At 39.9% G+C, this 24570-nt stretch carries 22 protein-coding genes; 7 read left to right on the forward strand and 15 right to left on the reverse strand.

Features of this window, described 5'->3' with window-relative positions; all coding sequences use genetic code 11:
• Positions 1 to 333: 333 nt before the first annotated feature.
• Positions 334 to 1239 (forward strand): lysophospholipid acyltransferase family protein, encoded by a 906-nt coding sequence (locus ACXAG7_RS03140; RefSeq protein ID WP_476665931.1) that lies wholly within the window; start codon positions 334 to 336, stop codon positions 1237 to 1239.
• Between the two features lie 64 nt (positions 1240 to 1303).
• Here ACXAG7_RS03140 and ACXAG7_RS03145 read toward each other — a convergent pair whose 3' ends face one another.
• Genes ACXAG7_RS03145 through smpB form a run of 5 tightly spaced genes read right to left on the reverse strand, consistent with a single transcriptional unit; the run spans position 1304 to position 4887 of the window.
• Entirely contained in the window at positions 1304 to 1909 is a 606-nt protein-coding gene (locus ACXAG7_RS03145; RefSeq protein ID WP_408044087.1) for a porin family protein, read from the reverse strand.
• Between the two features lie 49 nt (positions 1910 to 1958).
• Positions 1959 to 2909, reverse strand: coding sequence for a transketolase family protein (locus ACXAG7_RS03150; protein ID WP_476665932.1), 951 nt, complete (start codon positions 2907 to 2909; stop codon positions 1959 to 1961).
• Positions 2910 to 2961: 52 nt separating this feature from the next.
• Positions 2962 to 3543, reverse strand: coding sequence for a Maf family nucleotide pyrophosphatase (locus ACXAG7_RS03155; protein WP_476665933.1), 582 nt, complete (start codon positions 3541 to 3543; stop codon positions 2962 to 2964).
• Positions 3533 to 4429: a UbiA family prenyltransferase gene (locus ACXAG7_RS03160; protein ID WP_476665934.1), complete on the reverse strand. Its 897-nt coding sequence runs from the start codon at positions 4427 to 4429 to the stop codon at positions 3533 to 3535. The genes ACXAG7_RS03155 and ACXAG7_RS03160 overlap by 11 nt, the downstream gene beginning before the upstream one ends.
• Entirely contained in the window at positions 4429 to 4887 is a 459-nt protein-coding gene (gene smpB / locus ACXAG7_RS03165; RefSeq protein WP_408044091.1) for an SsrA-binding protein SmpB, read from the reverse strand. The genes ACXAG7_RS03160 and smpB overlap by 1 nt, the downstream gene beginning before the upstream one ends.
• A 131-nt stretch (positions 4888 to 5018) precedes the next feature.
• Between smpB and ACXAG7_RS03170 the strand changes: the two genes are divergently transcribed.
• Positions 5019 to 5648 carry an OmpW/AlkL family protein gene (locus ACXAG7_RS03170; RefSeq protein ID WP_476665935.1) on the forward strand — a complete coding sequence of 210 codons (630 nt, stop codon included), beginning with the start codon at positions 5019 to 5021 and terminating at the stop codon, positions 5646 to 5648.
• Positions 5649 to 5712: 64 nt separating this feature from the next.
• Here the strand turns inward: ACXAG7_RS03170 and capB are convergent, their stop codons facing one another.
• The 8 genes from capB to ACXAG7_RS03210 all read right to left on the reverse strand — a co-directional run bounded on the left by capB (position 5713) and on the right by ACXAG7_RS03210 (position 16746).
• On the reverse strand, positions 5713 to 6966 hold the full coding sequence (gene capB, locus ACXAG7_RS03175) for a cysteate-C-fatty acyltransferase (protein ID WP_408044093.1): 1254 nt from the start codon (positions 6964 to 6966) through the stop codon (positions 5713 to 5715).
• Between the two features lie 74 nt (positions 6967 to 7040).
• Positions 7041 to 10493 carry a pyruvate carboxylase gene (locus ACXAG7_RS03180; protein WP_476665936.1) on the reverse strand — a complete coding sequence of 1151 codons (3453 nt, stop codon included), beginning with the start codon at positions 10491 to 10493 and terminating at the stop codon, positions 7041 to 7043.
• Between the two features lie 298 nt (positions 10494 to 10791).
• Positions 10792 to 12954, reverse strand: a complete 2163-nt coding sequence (locus ACXAG7_RS03185) for a xanthine dehydrogenase family protein molybdopterin-binding subunit (protein ID WP_476665937.1) — start codon at positions 12952 to 12954, stop codon at positions 10792 to 10794.
• 19 nt (positions 12955 to 12973) lie between these two features.
• Complete coding sequence (locus ACXAG7_RS03190) at positions 12974 to 13435, reverse strand: (2Fe-2S)-binding protein (protein ID WP_408044096.1); 462 nt, start codon at positions 13433 to 13435, stop codon at positions 12974 to 12976.
• A 155-nt stretch (positions 13436 to 13590) separates the two neighbouring features.
• Positions 13591 to 13947 carry a hypothetical protein gene (locus tag ACXAG7_RS03195; RefSeq protein WP_476665938.1) on the reverse strand — a complete coding sequence of 119 codons (357 nt, stop codon included), beginning with the start codon at positions 13945 to 13947 and terminating at the stop codon, positions 13591 to 13593.
• On the reverse strand, positions 13931 to 14887 hold the full coding sequence (locus ACXAG7_RS03200; protein ID WP_476665939.1) for a phosphoribosylaminoimidazolesuccinocarboxamide synthase: 957 nt from the start codon (positions 14885 to 14887) through the stop codon (positions 13931 to 13933). The genes ACXAG7_RS03195 and ACXAG7_RS03200 overlap by 17 nt, the downstream gene beginning before the upstream one ends.
• Positions 14888 to 14977: 90 nt before the next feature.
• Positions 14978 to 15694, reverse strand: coding sequence for a LytR/AlgR family response regulator transcription factor (locus ACXAG7_RS03205; protein WP_476665940.1), 717 nt, complete (start codon positions 15692 to 15694; stop codon positions 14978 to 14980).
• A complete protein-coding gene (locus ACXAG7_RS03210) occupies positions 15691 to 16746 on the reverse strand; it encodes a sensor histidine kinase (RefSeq protein WP_476665941.1) in 1056 nt (351 codons plus the stop codon). The genes ACXAG7_RS03205 and ACXAG7_RS03210 overlap by 4 nt, the downstream gene beginning before the upstream one ends.
• Before the next feature lie 239 nt (positions 16747 to 16985).
• Here ACXAG7_RS03210 and ACXAG7_RS03215 point away from each other — a divergent pair, with 239 nt between their 5' ends.
• Positions 16986 to 19157: a DUF5916 domain-containing protein gene (locus ACXAG7_RS03215; protein ID WP_476665942.1), complete on the forward strand. Its 2172-nt coding sequence runs from the start codon at positions 16986 to 16988 to the stop codon at positions 19155 to 19157.
• A gap of 35 nt (positions 19158 to 19192) precedes the next feature.
• Here ACXAG7_RS03215 and ACXAG7_RS03220 read toward each other — a convergent pair whose 3' ends face one another.
• A complete protein-coding gene (locus tag ACXAG7_RS03220; RefSeq protein ID WP_408044102.1) occupies positions 19193 to 20146 on the reverse strand; it encodes a PhoH family protein in 954 nt (317 codons plus the stop codon).
• A 120-nt stretch (positions 20147 to 20266) separates the two neighbouring features.
• Here ACXAG7_RS03220 and ACXAG7_RS03225 point away from each other — a divergent pair, with 120 nt between their 5' ends.
• From ACXAG7_RS03225 to gldG, 4 genes are read left to right on the forward strand one after another with little or no spacing between them, the layout of a single operon-like run.
• Positions 20267 to 21130: an SAM hydrolase/SAM-dependent halogenase family protein gene (locus ACXAG7_RS03225; RefSeq protein WP_408044103.1), complete on the forward strand. Its 864-nt coding sequence runs from the start codon at positions 20267 to 20269 to the stop codon at positions 21128 to 21130.
• Positions 21131 to 21133: 3 nt separating this feature from the next.
• Positions 21134 to 21430: a putative quinol monooxygenase gene (locus ACXAG7_RS03230; RefSeq protein ID WP_408044104.1), complete on the forward strand. Its 297-nt coding sequence runs from the start codon at positions 21134 to 21136 to the stop codon at positions 21428 to 21430.
• 40 nt (positions 21431 to 21470) lie between these two features.
• Positions 21471 to 22187, forward strand: a complete 717-nt coding sequence (gene gldF, locus ACXAG7_RS03235) for a gliding motility-associated ABC transporter permease subunit GldF (RefSeq protein ID WP_476665943.1) — start codon at positions 21471 to 21473, stop codon at positions 22185 to 22187.
• Positions 22180 to 23823: a gliding motility-associated ABC transporter substrate-binding protein GldG gene (gene gldG / locus ACXAG7_RS03240; RefSeq protein WP_476665944.1), complete on the forward strand. Its 1644-nt coding sequence runs from the start codon at positions 22180 to 22182 to the stop codon at positions 23821 to 23823. Before gldF ends, gldG begins: the two co-directional genes overlap by 8 nt.
• A gap of 49 nt (positions 23824 to 23872) precedes the next feature.
• Here the strand turns inward: gldG and ACXAG7_RS03245 are convergent, their stop codons facing one another.
• Entirely contained in the window at positions 23873 to 24538 is a 666-nt protein-coding gene (locus ACXAG7_RS03245) for an aquaporin (protein WP_408044107.1), read from the reverse strand.
• Between the last annotated feature and the right edge of the window lie 32 nt (positions 24539 to 24570).

Consider the following 24570-nt stretch of genomic DNA (forward strand, 5'->3'; position numbering starts at 1 on the left):
ATTGCAATTTAAAAAAGGTTGCCTGAAAAGTAAAAACTCCCCAATTAAAAATTAATTGGAGAGCTCTCACTAAAATTAGAATGATAAATACGGGGGGATCACTAATTTCTTATTTTTACTCAAAGATAGCCATATAACTCAGTTTTTTCTCAGGAAAAACACTGATTATCACCTTTTTTTCGTTAAAAACAGAAAAAAAACAATTTTAACTATTTTCCAAAACTTTTGTTTTTCTGATTGGGCTCTACTAGAACGCACTTTCTGCAGAGTATTTAGAGTTCTCACTTTTATCTTATTTGATAAAACCCGATATTTGCAAGCTAAATCAGACAGATGAATTTTATAGTATACCTCATAAGCTACCCAATACTCTGGTGCTTATCAATGCTGCCTTTACGGGTGCTATATGTCTTTTCAGACTTTTTATTTTACATACTTTACTACCTCATAGGATATCGAAAAACGGTTGTTAAGGACAATTTAAGAAAGGCTTTCCCGGAAAAGCCCAACGAAGAAATTGACAGACTTTGTAAAAAGTTTTTTAGTCATTTCTTAGACATAATGATGGAGAGTGTCAAATCACTGACCATCAGCAAAAAAGAAATTGCCAAAAGATATCGATTTAAAAACCCTGAATTAGTAAATAATTTAGCAGCTGAAGGCAGAAGCATTGCCTTGGTTGGTGCGCATCAAGCCAATTGGGAGTGGTTTTTTAGTATTCCGTTGGCCTTAGATCCTCCGGTTTATGCATCGTATACAAAATTGGCCAACCCGTATTTTGATAAAGTAGTCAAAAATATGCGTTCACGCTTTGGTGTGATTACTGTAAAATCAGAAGATACCGTAAAAACAATGTTCAAGAATTACAAAGCTAATAAAACGGGATTGTACCTCCTACTCAGCGATCAGTCTCCTATGTTGTTGCGCGCCACGTATTGGACCGAGTTCTTTGGAATTAAAGTACCAGTACACACAGGAGCCGCAACCCTTTCTAAAAAGTTCAATTTTGCGGTGGTAAACTACTCTGTTGAAAAGGTTAAAAGAGGTTATTACGAAGCCGAGTTGACCTTGATAACAGACGAACCTAAGAGCTATCAGAATTTTGATGTTATCGATGAATACTTACGACTGACAGAAATGGCGATTCGCAAACAACCTGGATATTATTTATGGTCACACAAACGCTTTAAGCACGAGCACAGCTATGACGAATGGCTGGCACATCAGAAGAAGTCATAATAAACAAAAAAACCGAGTGTTTCGAAACACTCGGTTTTTTTTATGATCTTTGGAGAACCGTCTCTTAAAATCTGTACGATAATCCTACAATTATTTGATTTACTCTCGTATCAAATCGTTCTGTATTGCTTCCGCTAATAAACTTAGACTCTACATCAGAAAAAGCGCGTTCCCAACGTACATCCAAACCTATTTTACCCAATTCAACACCAGCCCCCATTTGTAATCCCACAGTTAAACCATCGGCTTCTGTAACGACATTTCCTAGGGTTTGTAAATTAAAATCTCCATTAATTACATACTGAAAAGAAGGACCTGCAAATACATGTGCTACCTTAAGAAAGCGTTTTCCCAACAATACAGGAATATCGATTTTCTGAAAGTTATAGGTAGCCATCGTATTACTTCCCTTTGCTTTGTATTCACTTTTCAAATTGGTATACACCAATTCTGGACGCACGTACAAACCAATTACAGGAATCTTGATTCGAGTCCAAATCCCCGCATGAAAACCTGTTCTACTTTTAGCACCTTCCAAAATATCGGTCGATACTTCACGGAACGAATCCGAGTTGTAGTTAATTCCTCCCTTTATACCAAAGGCGATTTGCCCTTGTGAAGTTTGAATAAAAGCGACTAATGCTATTAACGCTAATGCAAATTTTTTCATAATCGTTTTGCTTTTTAAATTTCTATAGTAGAACGCGAGGTTCAACAAATTATTTTCTGCTTATTACTTTCTCAACAGCAGCAACGATGGCAACATCATTCAATCCGTACTTCTCCATAAGCTCTGCAGGAGTTGCCGATTCCCCGAAACTATCGTTTACAGCAACGAATTCTTGTGGTGTTGGATTGTTGGTTGCTAAACAACGTGCAACGCTTTCTCCAAGACCTCCGAACTTATTGTGTTCTTCAGCAGTTACGATACACCCTGTTTTTGCCACAGACTCTAAAATCGCTTCTTCATCTAATGGCTTAATAGTATGAATATTGATTACTTCAGCAGAAATACCTTTAGCTTCCAATTGCTCGGCAGCCTGTAATGCCTCCCAAACTAAATGACCAGTAGCTACTATAGTTACATCGGTTCCTTCAGTCAATTGAATCGCTTTCCCGATTTCAAACGGCATATCCGTCATGAATACAGGCACCTTTGGACGTCCAAATCTTAAATAAACTGGACCTTCGTGTGCAGCAATTGCTTTGGTAGCCTCTTTGGTTTGACTGTAATCACAAGTATTGATAACGGTCATTCCAGGTAGCATTTTCATCAATCCAATATCTTCTAAAATTTGATGGGTAGCACCGTCTTCTCCTAAAGTTAATCCGGCGTGAGAAGCACAAATTTTCACGTTTTTATCAGAGTAGGCAATTGACTGACGAATTTGATCGTATACACGACCTGTTGAAAAGTTCGCAAACGTTCCAGTAAAAGGAATTTTTCCTCCAATCGTTAAACCAGCTGCGATCCCCATCATGTTAGCCTCGGCGATTCCTACCTGGTAAAAACGCTCTGGATGATTGTTCGCAAAGTCATTCATTTTCAACGACCCTGTTAAATCGGCACATAAGGCAACGACATCCGGGTTCGTTTTACCTAATTCTGTTAACCCATCTCCAAATCCTGAACGGGTATCTTTCTTCTCTGTATACGTATATTTCTTCATTAGTATGTGTTGTAAATACGGGTCAAAAATAAACTTTTAATGCACACCCGAGTTATATTTTTTTTAATTCTTTATAAAGTTTATGAACGGGAAAGCCCATCACTGTAAAATAGCTCCCTTCAATCTTGTCAATTCCTATTTTTCCAATCCACTCTTGAATACCGTAAGCTCCTGCTTTATCGTATGGTTTGTACGTATTTATGTAGTAATGGATTTCATCGAGTGTCAGTGTTTTAAAGAAAACGCGCACGGTATCACTAAAAACAGTGAGCTGATTTCCCCTTCGCAAGCATACCGAAGTAATTACTTCGTGCTCTTTTCCTGACAATTTTAAGAGCATGTTTTCCGCTTCTTTAAAATCTTTGGGTTTCCCCAGGGCTTCATCAGCCAACCAAACAATGGTATCAGAGGTAATGACAATATCCTTTTCTGAACAGTTTGTTGCGAAGGACTCCGATTTTAATTTTGCGAGGAATTCTGTAATCTCGGCACCTTTTAGGGTAGCCGGATACACCTCATCAACCGGTCTGACATCGACGACAAAATCGATGTCCAAATCACGGAGTAGCTGTTGTCTTCGCGGTGATCCCGAAGCCAGTATCAGCTGGTAATCTTTTAAATTATTAAATGACATATCTAAAATAATAGGCTACTACAGGAACACTTAACAACGCCAATGCGTACAATACAGCCGATATTTTTAACAGAAACTGAAATTCTCGCTGTGTTCTGGCGTTGAGTAGGTGATAAATGAAATACATTTCAGGAAAGGTTCCCAATAGTAAAATAGTGGTAAGTATAAATTTATTTTTGATAAAAACTATCGCAAAAGCAAACACTATTAAACTCGCTATAAATGCAATAATTAAGGCTATATTCTTAGCTCTTTTTCTTCCCAAAACTATGGGAATCGTTTTATGGGCATAGGTGTAATCGTGATTGATATTGACAATATCTCTAACCGTTTCTCGGACGATATTTCCTAAAAAAGACACTGAAACATAAAACATCGCTATCAGTTGTAACTTAAAATACACATCCCATTGTTCTTCGTTTAAACCTACAGGAGTATCAAACCACCATACGGTAAGTACGCTTATCGTTTTTACGAAAGCGTTAATAATATTACTAAAAAACGTTTTTTTTGTCACGTATATAGAATATACATTGACTAAGATTACCGCGACGATTCCTATGAGTACGTATAAAGGCTCTTGTATTTGCAGCGATACAAATGTACACAGAGCGAGTGCCGCTAGTACAGAAAGTACTGCCGCGCCTATAGCTCTTTTAACGGTATATTTTAAATGTTTTTGATGGTACTTACGCACCGAATAGCTGGTCAAATACCCCGAGGCCAAGGTAAATACTGTCGCCAAGGACAACAGACCAAAAAGCCAAAACGACAAGCGTGTCTCAAAGCCCTGATCGTGTAAAAAACAAATCTTGAACAAAAATTGTACTAAAACAATGTACAGTAGTTTTTTCCAATGTATTATTTTGAAAAAGTTCAAGCTCATTAATTAAAACTCTTTTTTAGTCTAGCCAAATCGCGTTTGTTATCGCGATCTTTCATCGTTTGTCTTTTATCGTGTGTTTTTTTACCTCTTGCCAACGCAATATCGAGTTTCGCCCATCCATTTTCATTGATAAAGAGTTTCAACGGAACGATGGTATTTCCCTTTGCTTCAACTTCGCGATGCAATTTCTTCAACTCTCTCTTGTTTAACAACAAGCGACGTTCACTTTTGGGCTTGTGATTGTAATGATGACCAAAAGCGTATTCTTCGATATACATATTAACTACAAAAAGCTCTCCTCGCTCATTAAATTCACAAAAACTTTCCGTAATTCTAGCCTTGCTTAAACGAATCGATTTAATCTCTGTACCTGTCAATTGGATACCCGCTGTATATTTATCTAAAATCTCGTATTCAAACCGAGCTTTTTTATTCTGTATATTGATGTTCTTTTGCATAATTAAAAGCAAATATACTCATTAATTTAAGGTAAATAAAAAATTGCTAAACTATGATTTTCATCATTTTTTAAGGTCTTTTCTCCCAGTAATTTTGTCTAGAACTTAAAGATAATTTAAAAATAGAACTTATGAAAAAAGTTTTTACCAGTTTAGCACTACTACTCGTTTGTTTTTCATCATTATACGCGCAAGAAGACACCAAAAAAGACAAAAAATGGCAAGCGCGTTTTCGCTGGGTGACTGTGGTTCCGAACGAATCGGCTACCATCGGTACTATTGGAGGTGATGTAGCTATTAGCAACAATGTTATTCCAGAACTCGATTTTAGCTATTTCTTTACTGAAAACATCGCTGTGGAGTTGATTCTCGGAACGAGTAAACACCAAGTACAAGCCGTAAATACCGCTTTAGGAAATGTCGATTTAGGACATGTATGGCTATTGCCTCCGACCCTATTAGCTCAATACCATTTCAATTTCAACAGCTTCCGTCCGTATGTAGGTGCAGGTGGTAATTATACGTTGTTTTACAACAGCAACCCCGGAGCCGTAGTGGATGTCAGTTACAAAAACTCTTTTGGCTATGCTTTTCAGGTAGGATTTGATTACGATTTAGACGATACCTGGTTTTTAAACGTAGATGCAAAGTACGTAAACCTAGAAACTGATGTTACGGTAAATGCCGGTGTTGCAACAGTACCTGCTGCTGTTAAAATCAACCCTTTACTCATCGGTTTTGGTGTTGGTATAAAGTTTTAACACGTCATATTCATCATAAAAAAAAAGCTCGGAAAATATCCGAGCTTTTTTCTTTCCTGTATGCTTATTCTGCCATTAACAGGGCAGCTGCTTTTTTATAGGTTCCGTTTTCTAATTTCTCTCGAATTGCTGAAAAGGCCTCAATTGTTTCGTTTACATCTTCTACGGTATGTCTCGCAGTTGGAATCAACCTCAGGATAATCAATCCTTTTGGAATCACAGGATAGACTACAATAGAACAGAACACCCCGTGATTTTCACGTAAGTCATGTACCATAGCCATCGCCTCTGGAATATCTCCTTTTAAGTACACCGGTGTAATACAGGTTTGCGTAGTTCCCAAATCGAATCCGGCCGCTCTCAATCCCGATTGCAAGGCATCCGTGATTTCCCATAAGCGATCTTTCAACTCAGGCATCGTACGAATCATATCTAAACGCTTTAACGCTCCCTTCACCATTGGCATTGGTAAAGACTTTGCAAACATCTGAGAACGCATGTTGTACTGTAGGTATTGCACCACATCTTTATCACCTGCAAAAAAGGCTCCTATTCCTGCCATCGACTTTGCGAAGGTTGCGAAGTACACGTCAATACCGTCCTGAACACCTTGCTCAAATCCAGTACCACGTCCTCCTTCACCAAGAGTTCCAAAACCATGTGCATCATCTACCAACAATCTAAAGTTGTATTTTTCTTTGAGGGCAACGATTTCGGCAAGTCGTCCTTGCTCTCCTCGCATTCCAAAAACTCCTTCAGAAACAAGTAAAATTCCGCCACCTGTTTTTTCGGCCATCTTGGTTGCTCTCTTCAAATTTTTCTCACAACTCTCAATATCGTTGTGACGGTATACAAAGCGCTTTCCAGCGTGCAAACGCACACCGTCAATAATACAGGCATGAGTATCCATATCGTAAACGATGATATCGTCTTTAGAAACTAAGGCATCGATTGCTGATACCATTCCTTGGTATCCAAAATTCACTAAATAAGAAGCTTCTTTTCCCACGAATTCAGCACATTCGCGTTCCAATTGCTCGTGGTACTTTGTATGACCTGACATCATACGCGCCCCCATAGGATATGCCATACCATCTTCCGCAGCCGATTCACCATCAACTTTTAACACTTCAGGATGATTTGCTAATCCTAAATAATCATTAATACTCCAAGTAATTACTTTTTTTCCATTGAAAGACATGCGGTTAGAAATAGGTCCTTCTAGTTTTGGGAATACGTAATAACCTTCAGCCTTATCAGCCCATTTCCCTAGCGGTCCCTTATCTCCTTTGATTCTTTCAAATAAATCTTTAACCATTTTTACTTTTTGTTTTTAGTATGATGCGAAAGTAACCTTTTTTGCAACGATTTCAAAACAACAAGCTACTCAACTTATGCCAATTCAACAACTAAATCGTTGGCATCAACCAAGGCCCCTGCCTCCAATTGAATTTTAGCGATGACCCCCGAGTTTACCGAAGTTACTGTCGTCTCCATTTTCATGGCTTCAATGACAAATAAGGGTTGGTTTTCCAGCACTTTTTCGCCCGGCTTAACCAATACATTCGACAACAAACCTTGTAGTGGTGCACCTATCTGCTTCTCATCACCCTCAGAGGCCTTGACGTTCTCTATCTTTTCTACCGCAATGGTTTCATCTTTGATCAGTACCGATCTCATTTGACCATTTACTTTAAAAAACACCTCTACCATTCCGTCTTCATTGGCGGCACTCTTTTGTATCAATGAGATCAAAATGCGCTTTCCTGGCTCAATATCAACCATAATTTCTTCTCCTTCCTCTAAACCAAAAAAGAAGTTCTTGGTAGGCAGCTGCATGATATCTCCGTATTTTTCATGCTTGTTAAAAGCATCGACAAACACTTTAGGGTACAACTTATAGGATAAGAAATCCGTGAGCTGCAATTCCCTGTCAATTCCCGTCTGAAATTGATTTTTAAACACGTCGAACTCCTTTTCAAAATCGATCGGTGCTAAATGTTCATTGGGTCGGTCTGTATAAGGCTTTTCACCTTTGAGGATAATCTTTTGCAATTTCTCAGGAAATCCTCCAACAGGTTGTCCGAGATCTCCTTTAAAAAAGTTAATCACCGATTGTGGGAACGAAATTGTTTCTCCACGTTCCAAAACTTCTTGGACCGTCAAGTTATTCGTAATCATATACTGGGCCATGTCTCCCACAACTTTCGAACTCGGCGTCACTTTGATGATATCACCGAAAAGTTGATTAACCTCTCCGTACATCTTCGTCACTTCATTAAATTTATCTTCCAAGCCTAAAGCTATTGCCTGTCCTTTTAAATTCGAATATTGCCCTCCGGGAATTTCGTGGGTATACACTGCTCCTGTACCCGATTTTAAGCCTGATTCAAAAGGGTAGTAATAACCTCTTACAGCCTCCCAATAGTTGGAGTATTCTGCGAGTTTTTCCGTATCGAAGTGCGGCGCCCTCTCATGGTGAGCCAACACCTCCACCAATGCATTAAAGTTAGGCTGCGAGGTCAAACCTGACAGTCCTCCTAACGCTACGTCTACCACATCAACTCCCGCTTCTATCGCCTTGATATACGTGGCCGATTGCAAGGAAGAAGTATCGTGGGTATGCAGATGGATAGGAATCGAAATTTCTGATTTCAAGGCACTGATTAGTTCATAAGCCGCCTGAGGCTTTAACAAGCCCGCCATATCTTTAACACCGAGAATATGCGCTCCTGCATTTTCAATGTCTTTAGCCAGTTGCAAATAGTACTTTAAGTCGTACTTTGTTTTTGAAGGATTTAAAATATCTCCTGTATAGCAGAGCGACGCTTCTGCCAATCCATTCGTTTTATTTCGTACGTGACTAATACAAGGAGCGATCGATTTCATCCAATTCAACGAATCAAAAATTCTAAAAACATCTACTCCAGTTTCCCAAGATTTTTCGACAAACTTCTCAATCAAATTATCTGGATAAGCTGTGTATCCTACTCCGTTTGACCCTCGAATCAACATTTGCAAAAGTACGTTGGGCATTGCTTTTCTCAGAAGTGCCAGTCGTTCCCAAGGATTTTCTTGTAAAAATCGGAGACACACGTCAAAAGTTGCTCCTCCCCAAACTTCCATACTAAAAATTTCCGGATGATTCTTACTGTAGCCCTCTGCCACTTTTAGCATATCAACAGTTCGCATTCGCGTCGCCAACAAACTCTGATGTGCATCGCGCATGGTGGTATCTGTAAAATGAACTTTCTTTTCACTGCGCAACCACTTTGAAAAACCTTCGGGTCCGAGCTCTGTCAAAAGGTCTTTCGTTCCTTTAGGATGCTTGTCTAGGAGCGGAAATGAAGGAACTATAGGCGTGCTAAATTTGTGATTCGGGTTCACCACCTTGACATCGGGATTCCCGTTTACGATCACCTCACCCAAATAGTTAATTATTTTATTTGCTCTGTTCCTCGATTTTCTGAGCTTGAATAACTCAGGGTGTTCCTTTATAAAGTTCACCGTTACCTCGCCTTTTCGGAAGGTTTCGTGTTTTAATATATTGTCTAAAAACGGAATATTTGTCTTTACGCCTCGGACTCTGAATTCCCCCAAAGCTCGGACCATTTTTCGACAGGCACCATCAAAAGTTCTACTTCGCGCAGATACCTTTACGAGCATCGAATCAAAAAATGGTGAAATTTTCACTCCTTGATAAATACTTCCCGCATCCAAACGAATTCCAAAACCAGAAGCACTACGGTAGGTTGTTACCGTTCCGTAATCAGGTTTAAAATCGTTAGCTGGATCTTCCGTGGTAACCCTGCATTGCAAGGCATGACCAACTACCTTTACCGATGCTTGATTTGGAATTTTAATTTGTTTGTCTGCTAATTTGTAGCCTCCAGCTATGAATAGCTGTGTTTTAACCAAATCTATATTGGTTACCATTTCAGTAACCGTGTGTTCTACCTGAATTCTAGGGTTGACCTCGATAAAATAAATGCTTCCGTCTTGATCCACCAAAAACTCTACAGTTCCAATATTGTTATAATCTACCGCTTTACAAATAGACAAGGCATAATCGTATAAGCGTTCTGTAATCGCGGTATCTAAGTTAATTGAAGGAGCAATTTCTACCACTTTTTGATAGCGTCTTTGAACCGAACAATCACGTTCATAAAGATGTACCATATTCCCGTGTGCATCAGCTACGATTTGGATTTCTATATGCTTTGGATTTTCTATGTACTTTTCTAAAAACAAGGTATCGTCTCCGAATGCATTTAACGATTCTCGTTGCGCTTCAGGAAAGGCTTTGCGAAGCATCTCGTCATTTCGAATCACGCGCATTCCTCTTCCTCCTCCTCCAGAGGCAGCCTTGAGCATAACAGGGTAGCCAATTCTGACCGCTTCTTCAAGAGCAACCGCTACTGAAGTCAAACTTTGGGCATTGCTTTGAATAATAGGCACCTGATTATCAACAGCTACTTGCTTTGCTGTGATTTTGTCACCAAGAGCCTTCAAAACTGACACTTTGGGTCCGATAAAGATGATTCCATGATCCTCACATTTCTGGGCAAATTCAGCATTTTCAGAGAGGAAACCATATCCTGGATGAATCGCATCTGCTCCGGTCTCTTTGGCAACCTTTATAATTGCATCCATGTTTAAATACGGCTTTAACGGATCGTTGTCCGCTCCTACCTGATAGCATTCGTCCGCTTTGTAACGATGGAGTGAATAGCGGTCTTCAAAAGTGTAAATCCCTACTGTTTTGATACCAATTTCATAACAAGCCCTGAATACTCGAATGGCGATTTCTCCACGGTTAGCTACGAGAACTTTTTTGATGTTCATTGTACGTAAATGTTTTGATAAATATTAATTGTGTTGTTGATTTCCAACAAAGTTAGCTCTTTTTTGTATTTTTTATCAAACTATGTTAAAATGATATAAATTTTTAACCAAAAACTAAATTTAAACCATTTTTAAAACAAAAACACACACCAATAGTTATAATACAAAAGAAAAACAACTCAAAATGCAGTAGTATTTCTCAATTTACGAGTAAAAAATTAAATTCTCAACAAAAGGGCTAAAAAAAAAGACGCAAAATGCGTCTTTTCCTTTTGTATATTCAATTCAAAACCCAGAGCTAGCTCTTGAGTTCATTAGTAGAAGTTTCCAATTCTTTTGTAAAGGGTTGTGAATACATTCGAGTATTTAGTGCTTTAAAAACCGCATTGGCCACAGCTCCTCCTGCCGGAGGTAAACCCGGTTCTCCCAAACCTGTTGGAGACAATTCATTGCTCACAAAATGCACCTCGACCGCTGGTGTTTCTTGCATTCGTATTAGACGATACGAGTCGAAATTTTTACTTGATGGTTTGCCGTCCTCAAAACTAAAATCACCGTACATCGCATGGCCTATTCCGTCCAAGACACCTCCTTGAATTTGATTTATAGCACCCGTCGGATTCACTACGATACCACAATCCACCGCTGCCACTACTTTGGTTACACGAGGCTTCCCATCTTCTAGGACTACCTCTGCTACCTCAGCAACGTGTGTATTATGACTGTAATATGCTGCAAACCCCTGATACACTCCCTCTTTGGCTTTGCCCCAGTTTGCTTTTTCGGCTGCTAGTTTAATAGTTTGCTCCATACGCTCACCAGAATATTCAATTTTCTCATCACTTGAGCCTTTTACTTCTTGCAAAAGTTCTAATCGCAATTGAACAGGGTCTTTTGCTAATTTTTCGGCCAGCTCATCGAAAAAACTCTGCTCGGCAAATGCTAAGAAATTGGTGTATGGAGCTCGCCATGCCCCCGTTGTAATAGCACTTTTATAGTTTTGAGTGGATACTTTGTAATTTGGAATACAGCCTGCAGGAAAAAAATGAGGTATGAGTCCGTACATATTTCCATTAATAGCCGCTTCTTTTAAATGATATCCGGTTATTTTACCTTCTTTAATTGCGGCCTTTATTCGATACTTAATCGCCGGTCTGTAGATTCCGTCCGTCATATCATCTTCTCGGGAGAACACTACCTTTACTGGTTTTTTGGCTATATTGGAAATCTCTGCAGCTTCCAGTGCAAAATCTCCGTAAAGACGCCTTCCAAATCCACCTCCCATACGCGTCATTTCGAGTTCGAAATCGCTTTCATCTCGGTTGAGCAACTTTGCTATTCTTCCTGCTGTCCACTGAGGTGTTTGTATGGGGCCTACCAAATGCACTCGTTCTGGGGTGACATCGGCATAAAAATTCATCGGCTCCAAACAATTGTGCGGTAAAAAAGGGGAATGGTAAGTGCGTTCCAGTACTTCATCAGCCTCTTTAAAAGCGCGGGCTACATTTCCATCTTCTCTTCGTACATCAAAATCATCAGCATCCAAAATACCGTTTAAAATTTTATCGTGATCTGCTGTACTTTCCAAACTCCCCTCTGCTTTCCATTCTGCAAGCAAGGCTTTCTTTCCTTTCATGGCAGCCCAAGTACTCGTGGCCAAAACGGCCACCTTATCACCAAAACGGTGTACTTCTTTTACTCCTGAGACTTCTTTTGTCACACGATCGTCAAAACTGACGAGTTTTTTTCCAAACGCAGGAGGTCTGAGTACTGATACATACAGCATTCCTTCGGCCTTATAATCCAATCCGAACAGCGGCTTCCCTGTGACAATTTTACTCAAATCTACATTTATAGCATCTGTACCTATCAAGGTAAACTCACTAGGCTTCTTAAGTTTTACATCTTTCGGAACCTCCAATTTGGCGGCCGCTAAGGCCACCTCTCCATAACCTAAGGTTTTTCCGTCAGCATTACTGATAATTCCTGCACGTGCAGTACACTGGTCAGGACTCACCCCCCACTTTGCAGCAGCGGCGTTCACTAACATTTGTTTGGCAGTTGCCCCAGTTTGACGCAGCGCATCCCAGCCCTGTCGAATACTCTGGCTACCACCGGCTACTTGACGGGTGTATTTTTTATTGTCGTATTTTGCTTGTACCACCTTAACGTGCTCCCAAGGAACATCCAATTCTTCTGCGATGATCATGGGCATTGCTGTTTTCACTCCTTGCCCAATTTCTGGGTTAGGAGAATAAATGCTCACATAACCATTATCCGCTATTTCAATAAAGGCATTAAAGTCGTTAAAATTTAACTGGTCGATATTTACAGGAGGTTTTGCATTGGATTTACAAGCAGTAAACAAATTAAACCCAATGAGCAAACCACCACTGGTAAGCGCGCTGGCCTTTAAAAAATTTCTCCTACTTACACCTGAAGTTTTTACTGTTGTTTTCATGTAGTTATTTTTGTAAAGGTTAGCTCATTTTCTCAGCAGCTATCGCCACAGCTTTCTCTATTCTATTGTAAGAAGCGCAACGGCACAAATTTCCGTGCATCGCCTCTCTAATTTCATCTTTGGTCGGATTGGGATTGTCCTTTAGGAAGGAAGCTGCAGTCATTATTTGGCCAGCCTGACAATAACCACATTGTGGAACATCAACCGCTTTCCACGCTTCTTGTAATGGATGATCGCCTTCAGCAGACAGCCCTTCGATCGTCGTAACCGCCTCGGTCGTCAGTGCAGAAACTGGCAACTGACAACTCCGCATGGCTACACCGTCAATATGGACTGTACAAGCGCCACATTGGGCAATTCCACAGCCAAATTTTGTTCCTACTAAATTGAGTTCATCTCTCAGTACCCAAAGTAATGGGGTATCTGAATCAACGGTCACCTGTTTCGATGCACCGTTAATTTTCAGTGTATAGGTTGGCATTATTTTGAAAGTTTTGTTCGTTCTGTGTAAGTTACAAAAAATCCCATAGCCAAGAAAAGCTACACTCCTTTTTAAGATATTTTTAAATAAAAAAACAGTCCGAAGACTGTTTTTTTGAAATACTCATCTAAGCTCAGTGAGCTTGTTGTAAATGTTTATAGACTATCTCTAAAACGCTGTAAAATCATTTGTTGAATTCTCTTATCGTACTCTTTTCGTCCTGCCAAATACACCTCGAGTTCTGACGTGGAAAACTGGCCAATGACCGTACCTATGAGCGTTGCCTTCACACTTCGCTGTTTTTGAACTAAATTGGTGACTTCTTCTAAAATAGTCTCCTTCGTTCCACGGTATACGTCCAACTTAAACTGTGCAGCATATTCATCTATTAGCCTTAGCAATAATTCGTGCTGTAATTTTAGCACAGGTCGCAATACAGTATTCTGAAACTCCTCAGCTTCACTAGTGCCCGACAAATTCAATTCCGGTCTGATTTTAGGCGTTCTGTTCATTTAAAAAATTTAACACGTTGGTTTCTATTCGCTGCGCCACATTGGTAGTATCGGCTTTCACAAAGCGATCTCCGGTAATTTGCTCGAAAAGTTCGATGTATCGATTCGAAATTTCTGTAATTTTCTCTGTAGACATCTCTGGGATTTCCTGTCCTTCTTTCCCTTGAAAACCGTTTTCGATAAGCCACTGACGGACAAACTCTTTTGACAGCTGCTTTTGTTTTTCTCCGCGTTCCTGGCGTTCTTCATAACCATCCGCATAGAAATAGCGCGACGAATCTGGCGTGTGAATTTCATCGATTAAAACAATTTCTCCTGCAGGCGTTTTACCGAATTCATATTTGGTATCTACGAGTATCAATCCGCGCTCTTTAGCTATCTCAGACCCCCTTTGAAAAAGTGCACGTGTGTACTTTTCTAGTACGAGGTAATCTTCTTCTGAAACAATTCCCTTGCTCAAGATGTCTTCTCTAGAAATATCTTCGTCATGGGCTCCATTATCTGCCTTGGTAGAAGGCGTAATGATAGGCTCAGGAAATTGATCGTTTTCTTTCATTCCTTCAGGCATGGCTACTCCGCACAATATCCTTTTTCCTGCACTGTATTCTCGCGCTGCGTGTCCTGACAAATACCCTCTGATAACCATTTCTACCTTAAAAGGCTCGCAGGCATGTCCGACAGCGACATTCTCATCCGGATTTGCCACCAACCAATTAGGAACCAAATCTTCGGTATCTTTCATCATTTTCGCAGCGATTTGATTTAAGATTTGCCCTTTAAACGGAATTTGTTTCGGTAAAATCACGTCAAATGCAGACAAACGATCAGAAGCGATCATCACTAGCAAATCGTTTTCTAAAGTATATACTTCTCTTACTTTCCCTTTGTAAACGGCCTTTTGCCCAGGAAACTGAAACGCAGTTTCGTTAATTGTATTCATGTATTCTTGTAAGTTGTGTTGTAGCTCACAAATGTAAGTGATTTCGGGAATATTACCGGCTATTTAGATCGGAAAAATCAGCAAATTTCGCTAGGTAGCACTGTCGTTAAACAAGCGCTCCATATTACCCTTAAACACCTCCCCTATAGGAATTTCCTTTTCTCCTAATTCGAGATCGTTTTTGGTATATGCGGTAATTCTGTTTTTGTTTACGATATACGAACGATGAATTCTAACAAATCGATGGTCCAGTTTTTTTTCGAACTCCGAAATGCCGTATTTGACCACGTGAACTTCGGTATCGGTAACTATCTTCACGTAATCTTTCACGCTTTCCACATACGCAATTTCAGCGAGTATCAGCTTGCATTGCTTGCGATTCTTTCGAATAAAGATGCTCTTTTGGCTTCCCGTTTCCGGCGCCGTTGCTCGTACCTTCGTCGGTGTGGTAGTTTGCAATGCTCTGAACTTCTCAATCGCCTGAAAAAAACGATGAAAAACGATGGGCTTTAAAAGGTAATCAACAGCGTTCAATTCGAAACCTTCCACCGCGTAATCCCTGTAAGCAGTCGTAAAAATAACTCTAGGTTTATTTAGTAAATTCTTAAAGAACTCCGTTCCTTTTAACACTGGCATCTCTATGTCTAAAAACAGTAAATCAATCGCCTCTTGTTGCAATACCTTGCTCGCCTCTATCGCGCTCCCACAAGAAGCTACCAACTCAAAATCATCGATTTGTGACAAATGCGTTTCAATGAGTTCTCTGGCTAATTCCTCATCATCGACTATCATACAAGTATACTTCATCGTTTTTCAAGTGTTAATCGGACACTAAACTCGGTATCGGTTTCAGAAATGTCCAATGTATGTGCCTGTGGATACAAAAGCGCCAACTGTTTTTTTACATTCTGCAGTCCTATACTGGGTTTGTTTGTGCTTAATTGTTTTTTGGGTTTTGAATTTACTACCGTAAATACAATTTGATTCGCTACGATCGATAAATGTATCTCAATAGTAGCCTGTTCGAGTTCTTGAGCCACTCCGTGCTTAAAGGCATTCTCTACAAATGTCAATACGATCAACGGGGCTATTTTCACTTCTTCTGTAACTTCGCTCCTACTCACGACCTTGACGCGTTTTCCATAGCGGATTTTTTCTAAGGTGATGTAATTCTCTATCAACAGCCACTCTTTTGACAAACTCGTAAAATTAGCGGTACACCCGTAAAGCATATAATCCAATATAGCCGACAACTTTTCAATAATCACAGGAGCCAATTCTGATTTTTTTAAGGTCAACGCGTAGAGATTGTTGAGGGTATTGAATAAAAAATGAGGATTCAACTGCTGCTTTAGTACTTTTAATTCAGCGATCTTCTTTTGCTCGTTTAACTCTAACAACTGACGCTGTTTACGGTAAAAATCGTACATCAACAACATCGCTGCCGGTGTGACAAACTTAATGGCCTTGCTTAAAATAGCTCTAAAATTCCAGACCTTCTCCCAAAAGGGACGGAGTATAATTTGCTGCTTTTTGATGGGATAATACGAAAGATAACGCGGTTCATACCAATACGTGCGCATGGCTAAATACAGTACATAGGCCAGAAAAAGCAACAGCACGGTGCTCGCGATGAATTTATAAAACTGCCCCTTATTCAAAAATGTAGGTACTAACCACTGACGGATGAGTTGTGCACAAATAAACTGAGCAAATACCAAAATCAAAATGCTTTCAAATACTTGTAAATACCCCGCCTCATAAAAAGAAATATCGGTGGTGAGGTAAAAATAGCTAAAGACCAAAAGCCAAAAAAGGCTTTGCTTTACATAGGTATATTTTAACAGCTGAACATTCATAACAGAAACTCAAAAACTACTTATCTAGCGAATGTACAGTTAATTTTTAAATTTTAGCCATAGCAAAGACGTAAACCCCTTTGACGACAACCAAACCAAGATTTAGGTCGACCAACACCGTTTTCGACTCCTATAGAGTTTCTGTATGCCCTGGTACTAGGTTGGTCTACTTTCCGAAAATAGCTCCTATCAAACTTATAGTTTGGTCCTCAATAAACCTATTACACAAAACCAAATCTATGAAATCATTACTCACCGTCATCGCACTGTTGGCCACATTGCAATTCACCCGAGCACAGGAGCAGACAATTCCTTTTATCAATCAACGCCCCTCCATCGATGGAAAGCTTCAAGAAGCGGTATGGCAAAGCTTACCTTCCTATAGTAACTTCCGCAACTTTATTCCAGAAAATGGCAGTTTATCCGAACAGCAAACTGAGGTTAAAATTTTCCACAATGGACAGTCGCTATTTATCAGTGCTGTCTATCACGATTCGACTGAAAGAACGCAAATTGGCTCCTTAAAAAGAGACGACATCCGGAATTCTGTTGCGAGCAGTGATGCTTTTGTCTTGGTACTCGACACCAATAATCAACATCAAAATGCCTTTTATTTTGCCTGCAATATCGGAGGAGCTCTTTCCGATGCTCTGATTGAACGCAACGGTCAATTTTACAATATCAACAACAGTTGGAATGCTATATGGACTGCTGAAACCTCACAGGAAAACACACGTAAAATCTACGAAATAGAAATCCCGCTCTCTTCTATTGGGTTCTCAGAAAACAGCCCTGAATTTGGTTTGCTGTTTTACCATCGAGACATTAAAAAAAATTCCTGGTCTAGTTATAGCGCCATAACGCGCAACTATCAAATCTTCGATTTGCGGTTTACCAAGAAATTTCACGTTGAAAAACTAAATCAGAGCAGTACTTCTCGAATCACTTTAACGCCTTCTATCACCTCACAATATCAACACACACTCCGTCCAGCACTTCACAAAAGTCAGTTTACCCCGAGTTTAGACCTACAGTATTCCATCAACGCATCCTTGCGACTCGACGCTACAGTGAATCCCGATTTCTCACAGATCGATGTGGATCAGCAAGTAACCAATTTGAGTCAGTTTTCTATTAACTTTCCAGAGAGAAGAAATTTTTTTCTCGAAAACAGCGATCTGTTTTCTAATTTGGGGATCCCTGCGGTAAACCCGTTCTATTCTCGTCGCATTGGAGCAAAAAGCGATATTTTATTCGGTGCAAAACTCTCCGGAAACCTCAGTCCAAAAACGCGTTTGGGATTTTTAGACGTATTCACTAAAGCCAATGCCAATACCTCTGCAGAAAACTACGGAGCTTTAGTACTCGAACAGCAATTAAATCGCAATTTTAGCACAACTGGCTTTATTGTCAATCACCAAGAAATGGACGGGTTTCGGTTTGGAGATCAATACAATCGCGTTGCAGGGGCGAATGTAAACTATCGGTCAGACAACAACAAATGGACTGGCCTAGCCAATTACGCCAAAAGCCTCGGAAACGACTACGACAGCGCCAACAATTTTTATCATTTAGGAATGTGGTATACCAGTAATAAAAGTGAAGTTGGCTTTTCGGCACATCACGTGCAACAGAACTACCTCACCAATATTGGCTTTGTACCTCGTTTGTACACCTATGATGCCGCGAGTCAACAAACCATGAGAGAAAGCTATACCCAGGCCAACGCACGACTTTCCTTTCGAACTTTTTTCAAAAATCACGCATCCCTCGATTCTTACCGTTATTTTCTTTTGCGAAGCAGCGGTACCTGGAATGCTCGTGGGCAACTCATACAATCGTCTTTATTTTTCAACAATGCCCTGTGGTTTAAAAACCTTTCTTCTATCTATTTCAATGCTTTCTACGACTATAACGAACTCCAATACGCCTTTGACTTATTGCGAAATGGGAACTACTTGCAACCCGGAATTTATCATTATGCTGGCGTGCAGGCAGGATACAACTCCGTTCGCAATCGAAACTTTCGGTACAACGCTTCCTTGCGTCATGGTAGCTACTATCACGGCACGCGGTCAAGACTATTTGTAAATGCAGAATATTTAGTACTCCCCACAGCTAAATTCAGAGCTACCTACGAAGTAAATGCCATAGACTTAAAAGCACTGGGAAAACGCACGTTTCATTTATTGCGAATGACCAACGAGCTCTTTTTTTCACGTCGATTAAATTGGACGACTTACATTCAATACAACACCCAGCTCAACAATCTGAACATCAACAGTCGCTTGCAATGGGAGTACCTTCCATTGTCTTATGTATACCTCGTTGTAACGGACAACTTTGACCAGCACGTACACAGAACGAATTGGGGTGTGGCACTTAAACTCAACTATCGCTTTAACATATAGCTAAAAAAAGCGAGTAGTGAACTACTCGCTTTTTTTTATTCTGATTCTATGCTTTTATACGCTGAGATAATTTTTCTCACCAATCGATGCCTGATAACATCTTTATCGTCTAGGTATACTTGTCCGATGCCCTCTATATCTTTTAAGGCCAACAAGGATTCTTTAAGACCTGAAACTTGTTTACGCGGTAAATCAATTTGCCCCGGATCTCCCGTAATAATAAACTTTGCTCGTCGTCCCATACGGGTTAAAAACATTTTCATTTGGGCGTGGGTAGTGTTCTGAGCCTCATCTAAAATTACAAAGGCATTGTCTAGAGTACGTCCACGCATAAACGCTAAAGGTGCAATTTGAATGGTTCCGTTTTCTATATAGGCTTGTAATTTCTCATGCGGGATCATATCTCTCAAGGCGTCGTAAAGCGGTTGCATATACGGATCGAGTTTTTCTTTTAAATCTCCTGGCAAAAACCCGAGGTTCTCTCCAGACTCTACCGCTGGACGCGTTAAAATAATTCTGCGAACTTCCTTTTCTTTTAATGCGCGCACCGCAAGGGCTACTGCTGTATAGGTTTTTCCGGTACCAGCAGGTCCGACAGCGAAAAGCATATCATTTTTCCCCATTAAACTGACCATTTTGCGTTGGTTTTCTGTTTCCGCTTTGATCAATTTCCCACTCACTCCATGCACTAACACATCCTTACTGCTCCCCGATTTCCTCAGTTCTTCTTCTTTACCGGTAGAGGTCAAAATTCGTTCAATACTATTCTCGTCCAATCGATTATATCTGTGAAAATAGCGCACCAACATGTCAAAGCGCTTTTCAAACTCATCCAATATCTCCGATTCTCCGTAAATTTTCAGGGTATTTCCTCTAGCAACTATTTTTATTTTTGGGAAGTACGTTTTTAATTGAGCGATGGTGCTATTTTGCGCACCAAAAAAATCATTTGGGTTGATTTCTGTTAATTCAATAATACGTTCGTTCAAATGTAATAGATTTTAAATATTATTCTGTTTAAAAATACCAATTATTTTTAATGAATTACTTAGTTTTGCTTTAATTTTCGAGTAATTTTTTAACAAAACAATTAACAACACGCTAACGCAATGTCTCTCATCACCTTAACCACCGACTTTGGAATCAAAGACCACTTTGTGGGAGCTGTCAAGGGAGCCATATATTCGGAATTACCCGATGCGAAGATTGTTGATATTACCCATAGCATATCGCCATTCAATATCACGGAAACGGCGTATATCTTAAAAAATGCCTACAAGAGTTTTCCGAAAAACACGATTCATATCGTCGGTGTAGACTCGGAACTCAGCGTCGAAAATAAACACATTGCTATACTCTTAGACGATCATTATTTTATTTGTCCTGACAACGGCTTAATTTCTATGATTGCCTCAGAAATACAACCGACAAAAATTGTCGAAATCAACATCCATAACCACATAAGCACGAGCTTCCCGGTGTTGGACGTCTTTGTTAAGGTTGCCTCTCACATTGCTCGAGGTGGTAGTTTAAACGTTATCGGTAAAGAAATTACCGACTACAAAAAACTGATTGAAATTCAACCCAAAACCAATCAGCGACAAACCATCATCAAAGGAGGTGTTTTGTACATCGACAATTACGGTAATGTTATCAGTAATATACACAAGAGATTTTTTCAAAAAATTGGAAAAGGACGTCCTTTTGTCGTATCGGCAGGACGATACCGCTTCAAAAAGATCTTCAACCGTTACAATGAAATTGTAGATCTCACTTTACCGGAAGAGAAGCGGCAATACGACGGAGAGAAACTGGCCCTTTTTAATTCAGCAGGTTTTTTGGAAATTGCCATTTACCGCAGTAATTTAGGAACTGTTGGAGGCGCCTCTACCCTTTTAGGATTGCAATACAGAGATACTGTAACTATTGAATTTGAAGAAATCGTAAAACCTGAATTTATCCCCATAACTTAATATATGTTTGTAAGAATTGTCAAGCTTAGTTTTGCTCCAGAACACATCGAGGAGTTTTTAGCCAACTTTGAAGAACAAAAAGAACACATACGAAACTTCCCCGGCTGTCGTTTATTAGAAATGTACAGCGATAAGCACGACCCTAGTATTTTTTTTACGTATAGCTATTGGGAACGTGAAGAAGATTTAGAAAATTACAGAAATTCAGAACTCTTCCAAGGAATTTGGGCCAAAACGAAAGTTTTTTTCAATGGAAAACCCGAGGCTTGGAGCGTAGACAAACTAGTGAGCCTGCCTTAAGGTGAGGAACACACGATAACCCTATAAACCGTATATCTCTATGATCTCAATAATTAAAAAAGAGTTTAACTCCTTTTTCTCGTCCCCTATTGCCTATTTGGTTATTGGTGTATTCCTCTTAATCAACGGCTTGTTTTTATGGGTTTTAAAAGACGATTTGAATATACTTCAAGCTGGTTTTGCCGATTTGAGCAGTTATTTTTTTCTAGCTCCTTGGCTGTTTTTATTTCTCATTCCAGCAATAACAATGAAGTCTTTTGCCGATGAATATCAAACGGGAACTATTGAGTTACTCAAAACCCAACCCCTATCAGATTGGCAAATTATCGTCGGAAAATACTTGGCGGCACTATTATTAGTTTGCATTGCTATCTTGCCAACACTGAGTTATACTTATACTATTTACGCGCTTGCAAACCCTATAGGAGGGATTGATTTCGGGAGCATTGCAGGGTCATATGTAGGCTTGTTTTGTATTGCCATTTGCTACACCGCAATTGGGATCTTCACTTCGACACTGACCAAAAATCAAATTGTTGCTTTCATCGCGGCGGTGTTTATTTGTTTCCTGCTATTTTACGGATTTGAAGCAGCTGCAACAACACTTGACAACAATAGGACGCTTCAACTCCTCGGACTCAACGAGCATTATAAAAGCATTAGTCGAGGTGTTATCGATACCCGAGATGTATTGTATTTCGGAAGTTTGACCTTTTTCTTTTTATTTATGACCAAACAACAACTACGCAATGAATAAGAGCATAAAAAACAGTTTACTGGTGCTTTTAGGCATCGCAGTTCTCAATTATATAGCACAACGTAGCTACCTCCGATTTGATTTAACTGAAGACAAGCGCTATACGCTTTCAGAGGTCAGTGAAGACTTATTAGATTCCTTAGACGAATCACTCTATATCGACGTTTATTTACAAGGAGAATTCCCTGCCGAATTTAAACGATTGCAAATCGAAACCGCCCAATTTTTAGATGAGTTACAAGCCAGAAATGGCTCAGTTAACATCCGTTTTATCAATCCTGACGACTATCGTGAAGATCTAATCAAAAGAGGCATGCTACCTAGCAGGCTCACCGTCGAGGAAGATGGCAAGCTGTCAGAAGCCATTATTTTCCCTTGGGCCGAACTCACCTACGGTACCCGACGTACCTCAGTTTCACTATTACCATCAACCCAGGCAAAGTCGCAAGAAGAACAGCTACAACAAGCTATTGAAAAACTCGAATACTCGTTTGCTAATGGAATTGCCACCCTATTAAAGGACCAAAAACCAAGCATCGCCGTATTAGCAGGAAATGGAGAATTGGACGATAAGTATCTCTACAGTTTACTATCTGACATTCGCACAAAATACCGATTGGCAAAATTTACCCTCGACAGTACCGCTTCGAACCCTGAAAAAACGTTAAAAGACCTTCGAAAATACGATCTTGCATTCATCGCAAAACCTACGGAACGATTTAGCGAACGCGAAAAGTTAGTATTGGATCAATTTATTACACACGGAGGAAAATCTTTATGGATGTTGGATGCCAACTACTCCGATACCGACAGTTTGTACAACGAAGGTAAAATGATGGCCTTTCCGAGAGACCTCAACCTCACCGATTTATTGTTTGGCTATCAAGTTCGTATTAATAACAAGTTGATCAAAGACCTGTACAGTGCAAAAATCCCACTTGCCACCGGAAATGTAGGAAACCAATCACAGTTTCAGCAGTTGCCTTGGTTTTATTACCCTTTAGCACAAGCAAATCCGTATCATGTTATTACAAAGAATGTATCGCCTGTACGTTTTCGATTTACAACTCAAATTGACACCTTAAAAGGCGGGCTCCAAAAAACACCTTTATTGGTCTCTTCTCCTTTGAGCAAGAAAATAGGAACCCCTAAAATCATTGAATTACAAAGTATTACTCAGGAACCTCAACAGCGCGATTATTCCGATGGACCGCAATTACTGGCCGTACTGCTTGAGGGGGATTTCGCTTCTGCCTACGAGCACAGAATTAAACCTTTTAAAACTCAAGACTACCTAGCTAAAGGCGGTCCGAACAAAATGATAGTCATCGCCGATGGAGATTTGGCCAAAAACGAAATGCTCAAAGGTAAACCCATGGATTTAGCGAAAGATAAATGGACAGGTGATTATTATGGAAATAAGGAATTTTTAAGTAATGCGATTGATTATCTCATGGATGATGCAGGATTACTTCCGTTAAAAAATAAGACTATCAAAGTAAGACTATTAGACAAAAAAGCCGCCTACGAATCAGCTGACACTTGGAAGCTGTTTAATATAGGAATGCCTTTACTCCTCTTGGGGCTTTTCGGTTTTGGTTTTAATTATCTCAGAAAACGCAAATACAGTAATTAAAAAAAGGAAGTACTGTGGTACTTCCTTTTTTTAATTTTATTACTTTCTTCTAACAACCCGACGCACAACACTGGTCATCTTTTACCAATTTGCAGGATATCACGGCTAACAACGCTCCTAAAAACGGGGCCGTCAAATACAACCATAAATGCTCGTAATGACCAGAAACTATTGCTGGAGCTAGGGATCTAATCGGATTCATAGATGCCTTGGTCATCGGACCGGCAAACATCGCCTCTAACAGCACTACCCCTCCAATAGCAATTCCTGCCATCACTCCTGTTTCTTTACTGCCTGTCGAAACATTGATAATAGTTAGCATTAAAAAGAACGTCAGTAATAACTCCAACACAAACGCTCTCCAAGCATCCATAGCCGGCAAGGTCGCTCCGTAAAATTCACTTGTCGGAAAAAGTATCCAAAGAACTACACTTGCCAATAGCGCCCCTAAAAACTGCGCAGTGATGTATCCTGGAACTCGTTTCCAATCAAACTTTTTTGCGTAGGCAAATGCTACGGTCACTGCGGGATTAAAATGTGCTCCTGAGCTCTCACCAAAAGCGTATATCATGGCCATTACTATAAGTCCCCAAGTCATGGCTACGCCAATATGGGTTAAATCTGCCCCTTGGGTCACCTCACTGATGGTCATGGCTCCTGTACCACAAAAAATCAATGAAAACGTACCGATAAATTCTGCAATTAATTTTTTCATGCTTGCAAATATACACTACCTTATTTTAAGTT

It is taken from the genome of Tenacibaculum sp. AWR4_210 (genome assembly GCF_056160945.1).